This window comes from Pseudomonas sp. URIL14HWK12:I12 (assembly GCF_003097135.1).
Taxonomy (GTDB): domain Bacteria; phylum Pseudomonadota; class Gammaproteobacteria; order Pseudomonadales; family Pseudomonadaceae; genus Aquipseudomonas.
The window spans coordinates 1,291,965-1,307,713 of sequence record NZ_QEQL01000001.1; the positions used below are offsets into that span (position 1 = coordinate 1,291,965).

Consider the following 15,749-nt stretch of genomic DNA (forward strand, 5'->3'; position numbering starts at 1 on the left):
CGCTAAAAAGCACGGTAACCTCAGAAAGATAACCCAAACAATACTAATTTGCATTTTCACCTGATAGCCTAGCCAGCCATTCACTGCCCCTCCACCGCTATCAGGTGCATTCATTCATGGCTCGCGCATTCCCATCCCGCCCCACAGCCCTGGCACTGTGCTGTTCCTTCTCGCTCATGGCCCACGCTGCCGAACCGGTGATCGAGCTCGGCGCCACCGACATCAGCGGCACGGCGCTCAGGCCCGCGGCCAACCCGATGCCCGAGACCTATGGTGGCGGCCAGGTCGCGCGGGGCGGGCAGATGGGCGTATTGGGCAATCAGGACGTGCACGACGTGCCCTTCACCCTGAACAGCTACACCGCCAAGCTGATCGAAGACCAACAGGCCGAGGACGTGGGCGATGTGCTGGCCAACGACCCGTCGGTGCGCCAAGCGTTCGGCTATGGCAACCAATCGCAGCTTTTCGTCATCCGTGGCCTGCCGCTGGCCGGTGACGACATCGCCTACAACGGGCTGTACGGTGTGCTGCCGCGGCAGATTCTTTCCACCGATGCCATCGAGCGGGTGGAGGTCTTCAAAGGCCCCAGCGCCTTCCTCAACGGCGCCTCCCCCACTGGCACCGGCCTGGGCGGCAACGTGAACCTGCAGCCCAAGCGCGCCGGTGACACCCCTACCCGCCGCTACACCCAGGACATCAGCACCGATGGTCGCATCGGCGAGCACCTGGACCTGGGCCAGCGCTTCGGCGAAGACAACCGCTTCGGTGCTCGGCTGAACCTGTCGCAGCGAGAGGGGGAAACGGCCATCGACGATCAGGACCAGCGCACCAAGCTGTTCGTGGCGGGGCTGGATTACCGGGGCGACGGCGTGCGGCTTTCGACCGATTTCGGGTATCAGAAGCAGCGGATCAATCATTTGCGCAACAGTGTGCGGCTGGGCACTGCAACGGGGATCCCGACAGCGCCGGATGCTGATCATAACTATGGCCAGCCGTGGACATACGCCGAGACCGAAGACACCTTCGGCATGCTGCGCGGCGAGTGGGACCTCAGCGAGAACTGGACGGCGTATGTGGCCGGCGGCGCCAAGCACACGCGGGAAACCGGCTTCTACGGCACGCCGGTGCTGGTAGGCAACAGCGGTGCTGCGACCATCACGGGTTCCGAAATTCCACACAACGAAGACAACACCAGCTTCGCCGCCGGCCTCAATGGCCGGCTACAGACCGGGCCGGTGAGCCACCAGATCGCGCTGGGCGCCACTGCACTCTGGGCGCAGCAGGAAAACGCCTACACCTTCTACCGCTCCACGGCAGGCAATACCAACCTCTACGGCACGCCCGTGCTGGCCAAGCCCACTGAAGTCTCGTCGCAAGGCGGTGACATGGGCGACCCTGGCGTTACCGGTAAAACCCTCAACCGAGGCCTGGCGCTCTCCGACACCCTTGGCCTGTTCGACGATCGCCTGCTGCTTACCTACGGCCTGCGCCGCCAGCAACTGCGCGTCCAGAGCTACAGCTACGACGGCCCCGTTACCGATGGCAGCCGCACAGCGCTTTACGACAAAGCAATCACTACGCCGGTATATGGCATCGTCTACAAGGCCACCGACACGCTGTCGCTGTACGCCAACCGCATCGAAGGTTTGGCCAAGGGCTCAACGGCGTCGGGCGCTGGTATCACCAATCCGGGCGAAACCTTTCCGCCGGGCCGCACCAAGCAGATGGAGGCCGGCATCAAGCTGGACATGGGCAATTACGGTGCGGACCTGAGTGCTTTCCGTATCGAACGGCCCACCGATGGCTACCTGGAGGGCAATACCTTCGTGCAGAACGGTATGCAGGTGAACAAGGGCATCGAGCTCAGCCTGTTCGGCGAACCCATCGAAGGCTTGCGGGTGATCGCCGGTGGCACTCGCATGACCTCGGAGGTCGAGGACACTCAAGGCGGCCGTTACGACGGCAATGAGGCAATCGGCGTACCCACCTTCCAGCTCAACGCCAGCGTTGACTGGGACGTACCCGGCCTGCCCGGCGTAGCCCTCAGCGCCCGCGCCTTGCGCACCGGCACCCAGTACGCCGACCAGGCCAACACCCTTAAGCTGCCCGCCTGGAACCGCTTCGACGCCGGCGCCCGCTACCGCTTCAAGGTGTCGCACAAGGATGTGACTCTGCGCATGAACGTGGAGAACCTCACCAACAAGAACTACTGGGCATCGGCCAATGGCGGCTACCTGACCCAAGGCGAGCCGCGGCTGGTGAAGTTCTCCGGCACCGTGGATTTCTGACCCGGCGCCGGCTTACCTGCTCCACCGCGGGTGGATGAGCCGGCCCAGGCTTTCAAGCCAACACGCTGCGATCGAACAAGAACACCTCATTGTTGGCCCGCTCCAGCACCTGCTGCGGCCGGCCCATTTTCGGGTAGCGCTTCTCGCCCGTCTCGCGCACCCAACCTTCCTGTTTCATCCGCTCCAGGCGCTTGCGCAGGCTGGTGTGCTGCACCGCAGAACCCAGCACCGCCTCGAACCCAGCCAATGCCTCGGTGACGGTAAAACAGGGCGCCAGCAGCAGCAGCGGCAAGGAACTGTAAACGGCCTTGCTGCTCAAACGCTCCCGCGCACGCAGCACCAATTCATCGTGATCGAAAGGCAGCACAGGCAAAGCGCTGAGTGGAAAGAACGCCAGGTCCTGCCCTTGCACTTGGGCATCGGGCGTGAGCAGTGCCAGGTACACGCTGCTCATCGTCCAGCCGCGCGGGTCGCGTTCACCGTTGCCGACCGTGGCCACCTGTTCCAGGTACTGCGGCTGCACCCGCGCTTTCTCCTCAAGGGCGCGAGCCGCGGCGGCTTCCAGGCTGGGGTCGGCGCACCGGCCATTGACCAGTACGCCAGGCAAGGCCCATTGCCCGGCGAAGGGGGCATGGGCACGGCGGATCAACAGCAGCTCCAGCCCAGTAGGCGACAGGCGCAGGGCTACGATGTCGACCCCTGCCAGTATCAGTGCATCGCTCATCGCGACCTCGTTTCAGAAATAACTTGACTACATATTACATCAGGTGAAATATGTGTCTACCCCATTCACAGCGGAGAGCTCCCATGACCATCGCCAGTTTCGACGTCGACGCGCAAAAAGGCTTCACGCCCCTATGCCCCGCTGAGCTGCCGGTGCCGGAGGGCCACTTGATCGGCGCTGAACTCAACCTGCTCGCAAGCCGCGCGCAGTTGCGCCTGGGCAGTAAAGATGCCCACTCGCCGACCGCCCCCTGGGTGGTCGGCTCTCACGCCGAAATGCTGCAGCCTCTGGCGCTGCCTGATGCTGACCTCACCTGGGTGAGCCACTGCGTGCCGGGCACTTCTGGCTTCGAGCTGCTCGATGAGCTGCCCGAGCCGCTGGCCTACGACTACTTCGTGTGGAAAGGCGTAGAGCCTGGCCTGCACCCCTACGGCGCCTGTTATCACGACCTGGCCGAGCATCGCAGCACCGGCGCCATCGAGTACCTTCGGGCCCAGGGCGTGAGCACTGTACTGGTGGGCGGGCTGGCGCTGGACTACTGCGTGAAAACGACCGCCTTGCAACTGCGCCGCGCAGGCTTTGAGGTGCTGGTGTACCTGCCCGCCTGCCGCGCCATCGCCCAAGACACCGCCGATGCAGCCTGCACCCAGATGCGTGCCGCCGGCATCACCCTCTGTGCCAGCGCCCAGGAACTGGACGCAACCCTTGACCGCAAGGAGCAATGAACATGTCCGAGAGCGTATTCGCCGACCGCATCGTGCAAAACCTGCTCGATACCGACTTCTACAAGCTCACCATGATGCAGGCCGTGCTGCACAACTACCCCAACGCCGAGGTGGAGTGGGAGTTTCGTTGCCGGAATGCCGAGGACCTCACGCCTTACCTGGCCGAGATCCGTTACCAGATCGAGCGGCTGGCCGAGCTCAGTGTCACTCCAGACCAATTGGCCTGGCTGGAGAAAATCCCGTTCGTAAAACCGGACTTCATCCGCTTCCTCAGCCTGTTCCGCTTCAACCTGCGCTACGTGCACACCAGCGTCGAGGACGGCCAGCTCTGCGTGCGCCTGCGTGGGCCCTGGCTGCACGTCATTCTCTATGAAGTGCCGTTGCTGGCGATCATCAGCGAGGTGCGCAACCGCTACGTGCACCGGGAGGTGGTGATCGAACAGGTACGCGAGCGCCTGTACAGCAAGCTCGACTGGCTGCGCGGCGAGGCGAGCGAAGCGGAGCTGGCGGGCTTTCAGGTGGCCGATTTCGGGACCCGCCGGCGCTTCTCGTACCGGGTGCAGGAAGAGATGGTCAATGTGCTCAAGCACGACTTCCCCGGCCGCTTCGTCGGCACCAGCAACGTGCACCTGGCCCGCGAGCTGGACGTCCGGCCGCTCGGCACCATGGCCCACGAATGGCTGATGGCCCACCAGCAATTAGGCCCGCGGCTGATCGACAGCCAGAACGCCGCCCTGGACTGCTGGGTGCGTGAATACCGTGGGTTGCTCGGTATCGCCTTGACCGACTGCATCACCATGGATGCCTTCTTGAACGACTTCGACCTGTTCTTCGCCAAGCTTTTCGACGGCCTGCGCCATGACTCCGGAGACCCGCTGCAGTGGGCAGAAAAAGCCATTGCCCACTATGAAAAGCTGGGCATCGACCCGCTGAGCAAAACACTGGTGTTCTCCGACGGGCTGAACCTTGAGAAGGCGCTGGGGCTCTATCGCGCACTGCATCAGCGGATCAATGTAAGCTTCGGGATCGGCACCAACCTGACCTGCGACATTCCGGGGGTGAAGCCTTTGAACATCGTGATCAAGATGACGGCCTGCAACGGCCAACCGGTGGCGAAGATTTCCGACAGCCCCGGCAAGACTCAATGCCGCGACGAAAACTTCGTTGCCTACCTCAAACACGTTTTCCGCGTCTGACCTTCAAGGAGACCGACATGAGCAACCGCCAAGCCGAAATCGCCGCCGCACTGGATGTCATCCCGCCGTTCAAAGACCAGGCTGCCCTGGCCGCCGAAGTGGACCGGCGCAAGGCCTTCATCAAGAACACCCTCAAGGCCTCCGGGCTCAAAGTACTGGTGCTGGGCATCAGCGGAGGTGTTGACTCCTCTACCGCCGGGCGCCTGGCGCAGCTGAGCGTCGAGGAACTACGCAAGGAGACCGGTGACAACGCCTACCGTTTCGTCGCTGTGCGCCTGCCTCATGGCGTGCAGCACGACGAAGCAGATGCTGCTGCCGCCATGCGCTTCGTGGCGGCCGACGAAGAAGCGACGGTGAACATCGCAGGCGCCGTCAAAGGCCTGGCCGATACCGTGAGCCCTCTCGAGGGCCTGACCCCAGCCCGGCGTGATTTCGTAATGGGCAATACCAAGGCGCGCATCCGCATGGTCGCCCAGTACACCATCGCCAACGCCTACGACGGCCTGGTGATCGGCACTGACCACGCGGCCGAGGCAGTGATGGGCTTTTTCACCAAGTTCGGCGACGGGGCCTGTGACCTGGCACCGCTCAGCGGGCTGGTGAAGCACCAGGTACGGGCGATCGCGCAGTTCCTTGGCGGGCCGGAAAGCCTGGTGATGAAGGTGCCTACCGCTGACCTGGAGGAGCTCAACCCCGGCAAGCCGGATGAGCACGCCCACGGTGTGAGCTACGCGCAGATCGATGCCTTCCTGCAGGGTAAGGCGGTGAGCCAGGAAGCGTATGACATCATCGTGCGCACGTATGACAAGACCCAGCACAAGCGGGTATTGCCGTTTGCCCCGTGAGTGATCCAGAGCTGCAAAGCCTGGGTAGGCGCCCGGCAGAGTCGGGCGCCTCGGGCACCTAGAACACCGCAGCTCAGCCCAGGGCCGCGGGGGATGTCGATATCATTGCCCAGGCCGGTCGTTTCGAGGCGCGACTTCAAACCGCCGGCCCTGACTGCGCCCTGCGGGCGGGCTTGCCCAGCCGGGTGATTCGCCCGTCGCTGCGCCCAGCGAGCACGCCACACGCAGAAGCGCCTTCACGGTACTGCCGAAAACCTATTCCCGAAATCGATCAATCCATTCCTTTTTGCAAATAGACCGAATCGTTTCACCCTCGGATAATTGCTCCCAAGCCTGGCCCCCTGACCTTACCCACGCTCGGAGACGCCCTTGCCCCCCGCCGTATCGCTTTCCCTTGGTACCTGGCCCAGCAGCTTGCGCTGGTTCGCCCTCATCGTGCTGGCCGCAAGTGCTGGTCAACTGCTCAACCACCTTAACCTCCCTGCTGGGCAATTCGTCGGCCCCATGCTGGTGGCGATTGCCTTTGGTGTCGGCGGCATCGACCTGCGCCTACCGCGCCAGGCATTTCGCCTGAGCCAAGGGTGTGTGGGCTTGCTCGTAGCCCACTCGATGACCTGGGCCGTGCTTGGCGCGGTGGCCGATGTGTGGCCGGCCATGCTCGCGGCCACCGTCGTAACGACCGTGCTCAGCGTGGTGGTGGCGCTGGGCATGGTGCGCCTGGGCGGGATCCCGGGTAGCACGGCGGCATGGGGTACCTCCCCAGGGGCGGCTTCGGCGATGGTTGCCATGGCCGAGGACCACGGCGCCGACCCGCGCGTGGTCGCCACCATGCAATACGTGCGGGTGGTGTGCGTGGTGATGGCCGGCGCGCTGATCAGCCACTGGCTCGGCGTGAACGGCGGCGGCAGTGAAAGCCACAGTGCAGCGATGGCGGTAGCCGCCCCGCATATAGGGGTATTGCTGGCTAACCTGGCCGTGCTGGGGGTGGGTGTCGCGTTGGGCAACTGGGTGCCGGCCGGCGCATTGCTGGTGCCGATGGTGATCGGCGGCGGCCTGCAACTGGCCGGCGTACTGCCGGTGAGCCTGCCGGGCTGGTTGCTGTCGCTGGCCTACGGCGTCATTGGCTGCTACATCGGCCTGCGTTTCGACCGCGCCACGGTGGCTTATGTATGGCGCCGGCTGCCGGCCATGCTCGCTGGCTCCATGGCGCTGGTGCTGCTGTGCGCGGCGCTGGCTTGGGTGCTGGCGTACTGGATGGGCACGGACTTTCTCTCCATGTACCTGGCCACCAGCCCTGGCGGGCTGGATTCGATGGCGATCATCGCGGTAGACGTGCACGCCGATGTCGGGTTGGTGCTTGCCATGCAGACGTTGCGTTTGTTCGCGGTCATTCTCACTGGCGCGTTCGTCGCCCGGCAGATTATTCGCATCACACGCTGAGCGGTCTGCCAATGGCGGCGAAATATGTAAAAATGCGCGCCGTTTCAATGCCTTGGAGATTCACGGTTTGGTCATCCACTACTCAACCAACGGCCAGGACAGCGCTTGCGGGCGCAGCAGCGCCACCCTGAGCGCCAGCGCCAGTGCCACCGACGTGTCTTGCAAGAGCTGCCAACGCTCGCTGAGCAAGCCGCAAGATGCAGCACCTGCAAAGAAAGCCACGCCGTCGCTGGCCGACTTGCGCAAACCTAAGGCCGCTCCTGTAGCTGCACCTGCACCTGCGCCCGCTGCGGTGCGCCCAGCCCGCAACGGTGGCTTCAGTGTGGCCGCGGCCTGGGGCGAACGCCTGGGCGGCACCGGGAGCCGCCTGCCCCGCGGCAAGGCCGGCCAACGTTTCGTCTGAGCCGCGCTGTTCTCGCACACGGCCGCCGCAAGGCGGCCGTCGTCTATGTGCATTACGGCAACCCGGCCAGGATGCATTCGCGCAGCCAGCGATGAGCACCATCTCGATGTAGCCGCTCGGGCCACAGCATCACCATCTCGTAACCTGGCACTGGCAAAGGTGGCTCGGCCAGTGCCAGGCCTGGCTCGCCCTGCACCAGGCGCAATGGCACCATGGCCACCAAGTCGGTGTGCATCAGCGCGGCGCGCAGAAACAGAAAATGCGGCACCGACAACACGACCCGGCGTTGCAAGCCATGGCTGGCCAGCACTTCGTCAGTCACCCCGGCAAAGCCACCCCCATCGGGCGAGACGATCGCCTGTTCCAGCTCAGCGAACCCTTGCAAGGTCAGGCCGCCGGCCAGGGCCGGGTGGCCTGCGCGGCCAGCCAGCACATAGCGCTCGTGAAACAGCGAGCGGCAATGCAAGCCGGGGGGCGAACCTTCGCGGGTATGAAAGGCCAGGTCCAGCAGGCCCTGCTCGGCCGCCTGAGCCAGGCGCGGTGGGTTGAGCTCCAGCACTGCCAGGCGCGTGCCAGGCGCCTGCTGACGCAACCGGGCAAGGGCAGGCAGCACGAGGCAGGTTTCGCCATAGTCGGTCGCGGCCACCTTCCAGGTCAGCGTCGCACTGGCCGGGTCGAACGGCGCACTGGGCGCCACTGCCTGGCCCAACGCCTCCAGTGCTGCGCGTAAGGGCTCGGCCAAAGCCAATGCGCGAGCCGTTGGGCGAACGCCACGAGGCCCGGGCAGCAGCAAGGGGTCGCCAAAATATTCGCGAAGCCGGGCCAATTGCACGCTCACCGCCGGCTGCGACAGGTTCAGGCGCTCGGCGGCGCGGGTGACGTTCAAGGTCTCGAGCAGCACATCGAGGGTAAGCAGCAGGTTGAGGTCAAGCCGCGCGAGATCAGCCATGTTTATGCCTGGAATTTCCGCCATTCATTTCCGCTATATAAGCATGCTTGGCACCCTGTGCGGGATCTTTGCCAAGGGAGTTTGCCTGATGAATGTTTTGATCGTTTTCGCCCACCCCGAACCTCAGTCGCTCAATGGCGCCTTGCTGCGCTGCGCCGTGCGGCAGTTGGAAGCGGCCGGCCACAGCGTGCAGGTCAGTGACCTCTACGCGATGGGCTTCAAAGCCACCCTCGATGCCGAGGACTTCCCGCCTGGCGATGGCCCCTTCGACCCCTCGCTTGCGTCTCTCGAAGGCCTTAAAAGCGGCGAGCAGCATTCACAGATCACCGCCGAACAGGCCAAGCTCGACTGGGCCGACGCGCTTATCCTTCAATTTCCTTTGTGGTGGTTCAGCCTGCCAGCGATTCTCAAAGGCTGGGTTGAGCGGGTCTACGCCTATGGTTTTGCCTACGGCGTGGGGGAGCATTCAGACCAGCATTGGGGCGACCGTTATGGCGAAGGTCGGATGGCCGGCAAGCGCGCCATGCTGATGGTCACCACCGGCGGTTGGGAGAGCCATTACAGCCCGCGCGGCATCAACGGGCCGATCGATGAGTTGCTGTTCCCGATCCACCACGGCGTTTTGCACTACCCAGGCTTCGAGGTGCTGCCACCGTTTCTGGTGCACCGCACCAGCCGCGTGGATGAGGCTCGCTTCGCGCAGATCGAGGCGCAACTGGCTGAGCGCATGGCCGGCCTGTTCAGTAGCCCACCCATTCCCTACCGCCGGCAGAACGGCGGCGACTACGCCATTCCCGCCCTTGAACTCAAGCCCGAGCACAAGCCGGGGGCAGGCGGCTTCGGCATACACCTGGCTGATTGAGGACCTTGCCTGGGCTGCGGTTTCTGACGTACAGTCCCGGCACATCACTTTTCTCCGGAAACCCTTCTCAATGCCTGCCAACGCCCAGCCGATCGTGGTCGTTCAGTGCGCTGTTGTGGCCGTAGCCGCAGTAGCGCCGCCCGTTTCGGGCCGCTGACCCTTTCTTCGTTCCCGCGCGCCTGCCTCTGAACCGGGGCGGTTCGACCGCGCGCGGGTGTCGCTGGACGATTTCAAAGCAGGTATCACATGCGTTCCTATTTCCACACCTGGGGCCCTACCGCCCTGTTCGTGCTGCTGTGGGGCAGCGCGGCAATCTTCTCGCGTTGGGGCCTGGACCACAGCTCAGCGTTTGCCATCCTCACCTTCCGCTTCACCGCCGCCCTGCTGGGCCTGGCGCTGCTTGCGCTGTTCTATCGCACCGGGTTTCCGCCCAAAGGCCAACGCTGGCAGGTGGCGCGCACGGGCGCCTTGCTGATCGGCGGCTATTCGCTGTGCTACTTCCTGGCGCTGGAGCACGGTATCACCCCTGGGGTGCTGGCCACGGTGTTGGGCGTGCAGCCGATGCTTACGCTGTTGCTGATGGAGCGGCGCGCCTCAGGCCTGCGTTGGCTGGGGCTGTCGCTCGCGCTGGCAGGCCTGGCCTTGGTGGTGCTGCAAGGGCTGCTCAAGGCGCAGCTGTCGCTGCCGGGCGTGGCTTTCGCCTTGCTGGCGCTGGCCTGCATGACCGGCGGCGCGATCCTGCAAAAGCGCCAGGCACTGCCCCCCACCCAGGTGCTGCCGCTGCAATACGCCGTCAGCCTGGTGATGTGCCTGGCCTGCGTGCCGTTCAAACCCTTCCACGTTGAATGGGTAGCCGGCTTCATCGTTCCGATGCTGTGGCTGGGCCTGGCCATTTCGGTGGGCGCGCAGCTGCTGCTCTACCGCATGATCGGCAGTGGCAACCTGGTCAACGTGACCAGCCTGTTCTATCTCGTGCCCGTGGTCACGGCTCTGCTGGACTGGCTGGTGCTGGGCAATGCCCTAGGCGGGCTGGCGCTACTGGGCATGGCCGGCGTGCTGGGCGGCCTGGCCCTGGTGTTCAAGGGCTGAGCAAGGCGACCAGCGCATTGAGCGCCGGGGTCTGCAGGCCCCGGCGCCATACCAGGCAGATGGGAATACCGCAGAAGGCGCCGCCCACATCATGCACTTGCACCGAGGCCTGAGCAGGTAGCGTCTCCAGCAGGCTGCGCGGCACCAGCGCAAGGCCGGAGCCGGCCGATACGCAGGCGACCATGCCGTGGTAGCTCTCCATCTCGAAGATCCGACCAGGGGTGGCCTGGTCGCGCATGAACCATTCCTCGAACAGCCGCCGGTACGAGCAGTTGGCTCGAAAGGCGTAGATGTTGCGGCCATTCACCTCGCTGGCGCGGCGAATCGGCGGGTGCTCCAGTGCCGAGATCAACACCAGGTTCTCCTCGAACACTGCGCAGCCTTCCAGCGCCGGGTGATGCACCGGGCCGTCGACGAAAGCACCGGCCATGCGCCCTGCAATCACTGCGTCGAGCAACTCGCCGGAAGGGCCGGTAGAGAGGTCCAGCTCAACCTTGGGGTGGCGCTGGTGAAAGGTGGCCAGCACCGGGGGCATGCGCACTGCGGCAATGCTCTCCAGCGCACCAAGGGCTAGCACGCCCATGGGCTCTTGCCCGTTCACCGATAGCCGCGCTTCTTCCACCAGCGCCAGGATGCGCCGGGTGTAATCAAGAAAGCCCGCACCTGCTGGCGACAAGCGCAAGCGCATTTTCTCGCGGATGAACAGGTCATTGCCCAATTCAGCTTCCAGCTGCTTGAGCCGCGTCGTCACGTTCGATGGCACGCGGTGCAGGCGCTCGGCCGCGCCGTTGACGCTGCCGCTGTCGGCAACCGCCTGAAAGATTTCGAGCTGCGAAAGGTCCACGGCCAGAGATTCTCCCTGAAAGAATATTTCGCTCAGTATTATTCAGTAACACTGACACCTCAAGGGGTCGTAGCCTTGTTTCATTGCCACAGAGGAGGCTCGCCATGACTGCCCACGCTATCTCCCGCAACCCCCACAGCGGTGAGGAACTTGCTCGTTATCCGTTCGAAAGCGACGCCCAGCTAGACACCGCCCTGGCCGGCACCGCAGCAGCCCAACGCCAGTGGGCGCGCACCCCGCTCGCCCAGCGCGTTCAGGTATTGCAGCAACTGGCCCAGGCCCTGCTTGCACGGCTGGAGCCGCTGGCGCAGATGATCACCGCTGAAATGGGCAAACCCATCGCCCAGGCCCGCGCCGAGGTGCAGAAGTGCGCGGCCATGAGCCAGTGGTACGCCGAGCACGGCCCAGCCTTTCTCGCCCCGCAACCGGCACCGGTGGCGGGCCAGCGCGCCTGGTTGGAGTTTCGCCCGCTGGGCACCGTGCTGGCCGTGATGCCGTGGAACTTCCCCCTGTGGCAAGTGCTGCGCGGGGCAGTGCCGATGCTGCTGGCCGGCAACGCCTATATGCTCAAACACGCGCCCAATGTGATGGGCAGCGCCTACCTGCTGAGGGAAGTGTTTGAGCACACCGACCTACCCGCTGGTGCCTTCGAAGTGATCAACGTGGAGCCGGCCGGGGTCTCCCGCGCCATTGCCGACCCGCGTATCGCGGCGGTGGCGGTCACCGGCAGCGGCCGGGCCGGGGCAGCCATTGCCGCGCAGGCCGGCGCTGTGTTGAAAAAATGCATTCTCGAACTCGGCGGCAGCGACCCGTTCATCGTGCTCGAAGGCTGCGACCTGGACGCTGCCGTGCAATCGGCTGTGGTCGGCCGCTACCAGAACACCGGCCAAGTGTGCATGGCGGCCAAGCGCTTGATCGTCGAGCAGAACATCGCCGAGGCCTTCCAGGCCAAATTCCTGGAAGCGGTGCGGGCACTCAAGGTCGGTGACCCGACTGCCGAAGAACACTACATCGGCCCCATGGCGCGCTACGACCTCCGTGACGAGCTGCATGGCCAGGTCAGTGCCTCGCTGGAACAGGGCGCCAGCCTCTTGCTGGGCGGCGAGCCGTTGCCGGGTGTGGGCAACTACTACGCCCCGACGGTGCTGGGCAATGTGCAGCCGCACATGGTCGCCTTCCGCCAGGAACTGTTCGGCCCGGTAGCGGCATTGATCAGCGCCCGTGATGCCGAGCATGCGCTGGAGCTGGCCAACGACAGCGACTTCGGCCTATGCGCCACGGTCTGGGGGCCGGCCGAACCGGCTACCGAGGCATTGGCCGCGCGCCTGGAGACCGGTGGGGTATTCATCAACGGCAACGCCGCCTCCGACCCGCGCATTGTGGTCGGTGGGGTGAAGCAAAGCGGCTATGGGCGCGAGCTCTCCAGCTACGGCGTTCATGAATTTTGCAACGTGCAAACCGTGTGGGTGGGGCGCCGGTAACGCAAACGTCACATTACGCTCCTAGGTTTAGAGCCGGCGGCTATATTTCAACTAGATGTCCGCCGGTTCACGACCTTTCACCAGGAGCAACGAATGAATAAGCGCTTGTTGGCTGCACTGTTCGGTTCCACCCTCGCACTTTCTCCACTGGCCATGGCCGCTGACCTCTCGGCGCTGGAGAGCGATGCGAAAAAAGAAGGCCAGGTCAACAGCGTAGGCATGCCCGACAGCTGGGCCAACTGGAAAGGCACCTGGGACGACCTGGCGCGTCTATACGGCCTCAAGCACGTCGACACCGACATGAGCTCGGCACAGGAGATCGCCAAGTTCGACGCCGAGAAAGACAACGCCAGCGCCGACATCGGCGACGTAGGCGCCGCCTTCGGCCCGATCGCCAAGGCCAAGGGCGTGACCCAACCCTACATCCCCAGCACCTTCGACCAGGTGCCGGCATGGGCCAAGGACAAGGACGGCCACTGGATGCTGGCCTACACCGGCACCATCGCCTTCATCATCAACAAAGACCTCGTCAAGGATGCCGACACCCCGAAGAGCTGGCACGACCTGGAAAAGGGCACCTACAAGGTCGCCATCGGTGACGTCAGCACCGCTGCCCAGGCGGCCAACGGTGTGCTCGCCGCCGCCATGGCCTATAACGGCGACGAGAGCAACCTGGCGCCGGGCCTGGCGCTGTTCACAAAACTGGCCCAGCAAGGGCGGCTATCGCTGGCCAACCCGACCATACAGACCCTGGAAAAAGGCGAGGTGGAAGTGGGCGTAGTCTGGGACTTCAACGGCCTAAGCTACCGCGAGCAGATCGACCCCAAGCGCTTTGAAGTGCTGATCCCCTCCGACGGCTCGGTGATTTCCGGCTACACCACACTGATCAACAAGTACGCCAAGCACCCCAATGCGGCGAAACTTGCCCGTGAATATATCTTCAGCGACGCTGGCCAGATCAACCTCGCCCGCGGCCATGCCCGGCCGATCCGAGCCGAACACCTGAAGTTGCCCGAGGATGTACAGGCCAAGTTGCTGCCCAACGAGCAGTACAAGAACGTGAAGCCGATCGAGAATGCCGAAGCTTGGGAGAAAAGCTCGAAGGCCTTGCCGCAGCAGTGGAATGAGCAGGTCATCGTCGAGATGAAGTGAGTTGAGATAAGCCCGTCGCCCGCTACAGCCGGCCTTTACCGCAATCAGGATGAGCGCGTGGAGGCCCGCGTGTGCCGGGTGGCGCGCCGTTCCAGAACCCGCCGGAGCCCACCTCATTTTGAACACCAAGACCCGCACCAAGGGCTGGGCACTGCTGTGCCTGCTGCCCTTCGCCCTGTTCTTCAGCGTTTTTCAGCTCGCCCCACTGGCCTGGGTAGCGATGCACAGCGTGCAAGTAGACGACGCCTGGAGCCTGGCAAACTTCACCCGTGCCTTTGGCTCGAAATTCTATCGCCAGGCCATGCAGTTCAGCCTGGAGATCAGCGTCTGGTCGAGCCTGCTGGGGCTGGCCATCGCGTTGCTCGGGAGCGTATCGCTGGCGCGGGTCGATTCTCGCCTGCGCCGCTTCGTCACCGCATTTGCCAACATGACCAGCAACTTCGCCGGCGTGCCGTTGGCCTTCGCGTTCATCATCCTGTTGGGCTTCAATGGCGCGATCACCTTGGTGCTCAAGCAAAGCGGGCTACTTGGGGATTTCAACCTCTACTCCAAAAGCGGGCTGATCCTGGTGTACACCTACTTCCAGATCCCATTGGGGGTGATGCTGCTCTACCCCGCTCTCGACGGCCTGCGCGCCGACTGGCGCGAAGCCGCCGCGCTGCTGGGAGCCAACGGCTGGCGCTACTGGTGGCACATCGGTTTGCCAGTGCTGGCCCCGGCATTGCTGGGTACTTTCGTCATTCTGCTGGCCAATGCGCTGGGAGCCTATGCCACCGTGTACGCCCTCACTACCGGCAACTTCAACGTGCTGCCGATCCGTATCGCGGCGATGGTGGCCGGTGACATTTCGCTGGACCCGAACATGGCAAGCGCCCTGGCCATCATCCTGGTAGGGATGATGGCGCTGGTGACGCTGGTGCATCAGTGGATGCTGCGCAGGAGCTACCATGGGAAACGCTGAAAGCCGCACTGCCAGGCTGTACCACCGCGCCGTGGTGTGGCTGCTGTTTTTGATTCTGCTGCTGCCCTTGGCCGGCACCCTGCTCTATTCGCTGGCCACCAGTTGGTCTGCCACCGTGTTACCCAGCGGGTTGACCCTGAAGTGGTACCTGGCGCTGTGGAGCGACACACGGTTCCTGACAGCCTTTGGCCATTCTGTACTGGTGTGCGTGGGGTCGCTGGTGCTGGCCACGCTGTTGATCCTGCCGTTGCTGTTCGCCGTTCATTATCACTTCCCCCGCCTGGACGGGCTGATGAACGTGCTGATCCTGCTGCCCTTCGCGGTGCCGCCAGTGGTCTCGGCGGTAGGGCTGCTGCAGTTGTATGGCTCCGGCCCGCTGGCCATGACCGGTACGCCGTGGATTCTGATCGGCTGCTACTTCACCGTCGCCCTGCCGTTCATGTACCGAGCCATCTCCAACAACCTGCAGGCGATCAACCTGCGCGACCTGATGGACGCCGCGCAATTGCTGGGCGCCAGCCCCCTTAAAGCAGCGCTGCTGGTGGTGCTGCCGAACCTGCGCAAAGGCCTGATGGTTGCGCTGCTGCTGTCGTTTTCGTTCCTGTTTGGCGAGTTCGTGTTCGCCAACCTGCTGGTGGGCACACAGTACGAAACCCTTCAGGTGTACCTGAACAACATGCGCAACAGCACTGGGCACATCAACAGCGCGCTGGTGATCTCCTACTTCTTCTTCGTGCTGGTGGTGACCTGGCTCGCCACTTTCCTCAACCGCGATCAGGGCAGCCACTGA

15 protein-coding genes are annotated in these 15,749 nt (G+C 64.1%); 12 read left to right on the plus strand and 3 right to left on the minus strand.

Translation table 11 applies throughout. The features are described 5' to 3' along the window. The first annotated feature begins 116 nt into the window (after positions 1-116). Positions 117-2,288 (plus strand): TonB-dependent siderophore receptor, encoded by a 2,172-nt coding sequence (locus tag F474_RS06030; RefSeq protein WP_256577650.1) that lies wholly within the window; start codon positions 117-119, stop codon positions 2,286-2,288. A 52-nt stretch (positions 2,289-2,340) separates the two neighbouring features. Here F474_RS06030 and F474_RS06035 read toward each other — a convergent pair whose 3' ends face one another. After that, a complete protein-coding gene (locus F474_RS06035; RefSeq protein WP_097083456.1) occupies positions 2,341-3,012 on the minus strand; it encodes an NUDIX domain-containing protein in 672 nt (223 codons plus the stop codon). A gap of 50 nt (positions 3,013-3,062) precedes the next feature. Here F474_RS06035 and F474_RS06040 point away from each other — a divergent pair, with 50 nt between their 5' ends. The 5 genes from F474_RS06040 to F474_RS06060 all read left to right on the plus strand — a co-directional run bounded on the left by F474_RS06040 (position 3,063) and on the right by F474_RS06060 (position 7,621). Next, a complete protein-coding gene (locus tag F474_RS06040; protein WP_371916108.1) occupies positions 3,063-3,737 on the plus strand; it encodes a nicotinamidase in 675 nt (224 codons plus the stop codon). 2 nt (positions 3,738-3,739) lie between these two features. Further along, complete coding sequence (gene pncB, locus F474_RS06045; protein ID WP_097083454.1) at positions 3,740-4,933, plus strand: nicotinate phosphoribosyltransferase; 1,194 nt, start codon at positions 3,740-3,742, stop codon at positions 4,931-4,933. 17 nt (positions 4,934-4,950) lie between these two features. Next, positions 4,951-5,778: an ammonia-dependent NAD(+) synthetase gene (gene nadE / locus F474_RS06050; protein ID WP_097083453.1), complete on the plus strand. Its 828-nt coding sequence runs from the start codon at positions 4,951-4,953 to the stop codon at positions 5,776-5,778. A 369-nt stretch (positions 5,779-6,147) separates the two neighbouring features. Then, entirely contained in the window at positions 6,148-7,218 is a 1,071-nt protein-coding gene (locus tag F474_RS06055; protein ID WP_097083452.1) for an AbrB family transcriptional regulator, read from the plus strand. 67 nt (positions 7,219-7,285) lie between these two features. Next, a complete protein-coding gene (locus F474_RS06060; RefSeq protein WP_097084255.1) occupies positions 7,286-7,621 on the plus strand; it encodes a hypothetical protein in 336 nt (111 codons plus the stop codon). A gap of 52 nt (positions 7,622-7,673) precedes the next feature. Here the strand turns inward: F474_RS06060 and F474_RS06065 are convergent, their stop codons facing one another. After that, a complete protein-coding gene (locus F474_RS06065) occupies positions 7,674-8,570 on the minus strand; it encodes a LysR family transcriptional regulator (protein ID WP_097083451.1) in 897 nt (298 codons plus the stop codon). An 88-nt stretch (positions 8,571-8,658) separates the two neighbouring features. Between F474_RS06065 and F474_RS06070 the strand changes: the two genes are divergently transcribed. Next, complete coding sequence (locus F474_RS06070) at positions 8,659-9,432, plus strand: NAD(P)H-dependent oxidoreductase (protein ID WP_097084254.1); 774 nt, start codon at positions 8,659-8,661, stop codon at positions 9,430-9,432. A gap of 246 nt (positions 9,433-9,678) precedes the next feature. Continuing rightward, positions 9,679-10,521: a DMT family transporter gene (locus tag F474_RS06075; protein ID WP_097083450.1), complete on the plus strand. Its 843-nt coding sequence runs from the start codon at positions 9,679-9,681 to the stop codon at positions 10,519-10,521. Here F474_RS06075 and F474_RS06080 read toward each other — a convergent pair. Beyond that, on the minus strand, positions 10,511-11,365 hold the full coding sequence (locus F474_RS06080; RefSeq protein ID WP_097083449.1) for a LysR family transcriptional regulator: 855 nt from the start codon (positions 11,363-11,365) through the stop codon (positions 10,511-10,513). The genes F474_RS06075 and F474_RS06080 overlap by 11 nt on opposite strands. A gap of 104 nt (positions 11,366-11,469) precedes the next feature. On the opposite strand from F474_RS06080, the gene F474_RS06085 reads away from it, so the two are divergent. From F474_RS06085 to F474_RS06100, 4 genes are all read left to right on the plus strand, one after another. Further along, a complete protein-coding gene (locus F474_RS06085; protein ID WP_097083448.1) occupies positions 11,470-12,846 on the plus strand; it encodes an aldehyde dehydrogenase family protein in 1,377 nt (458 codons plus the stop codon). 93 nt (positions 12,847-12,939) lie between these two features. After that, on the plus strand, positions 12,940-13,998 hold the full coding sequence (locus tag F474_RS06090; protein ID WP_097083447.1) for an ABC transporter substrate-binding protein: 1,059 nt from the start codon (positions 12,940-12,942) through the stop codon (positions 13,996-13,998). Positions 13,999-14,116: 118 nt separating this feature from the next. Continuing rightward, a complete protein-coding gene (locus F474_RS06095) occupies positions 14,117-14,959 on the plus strand; it encodes an ABC transporter permease subunit (RefSeq protein ID WP_256577649.1) in 843 nt (280 codons plus the stop codon). Continuing rightward, a complete protein-coding gene (locus F474_RS06100) occupies positions 14,946-15,749 on the plus strand; it encodes an ABC transporter permease (protein ID WP_097083445.1) in 804 nt (267 codons plus the stop codon). The genes F474_RS06095 and F474_RS06100 overlap by 14 nt, the downstream gene beginning before the upstream one ends.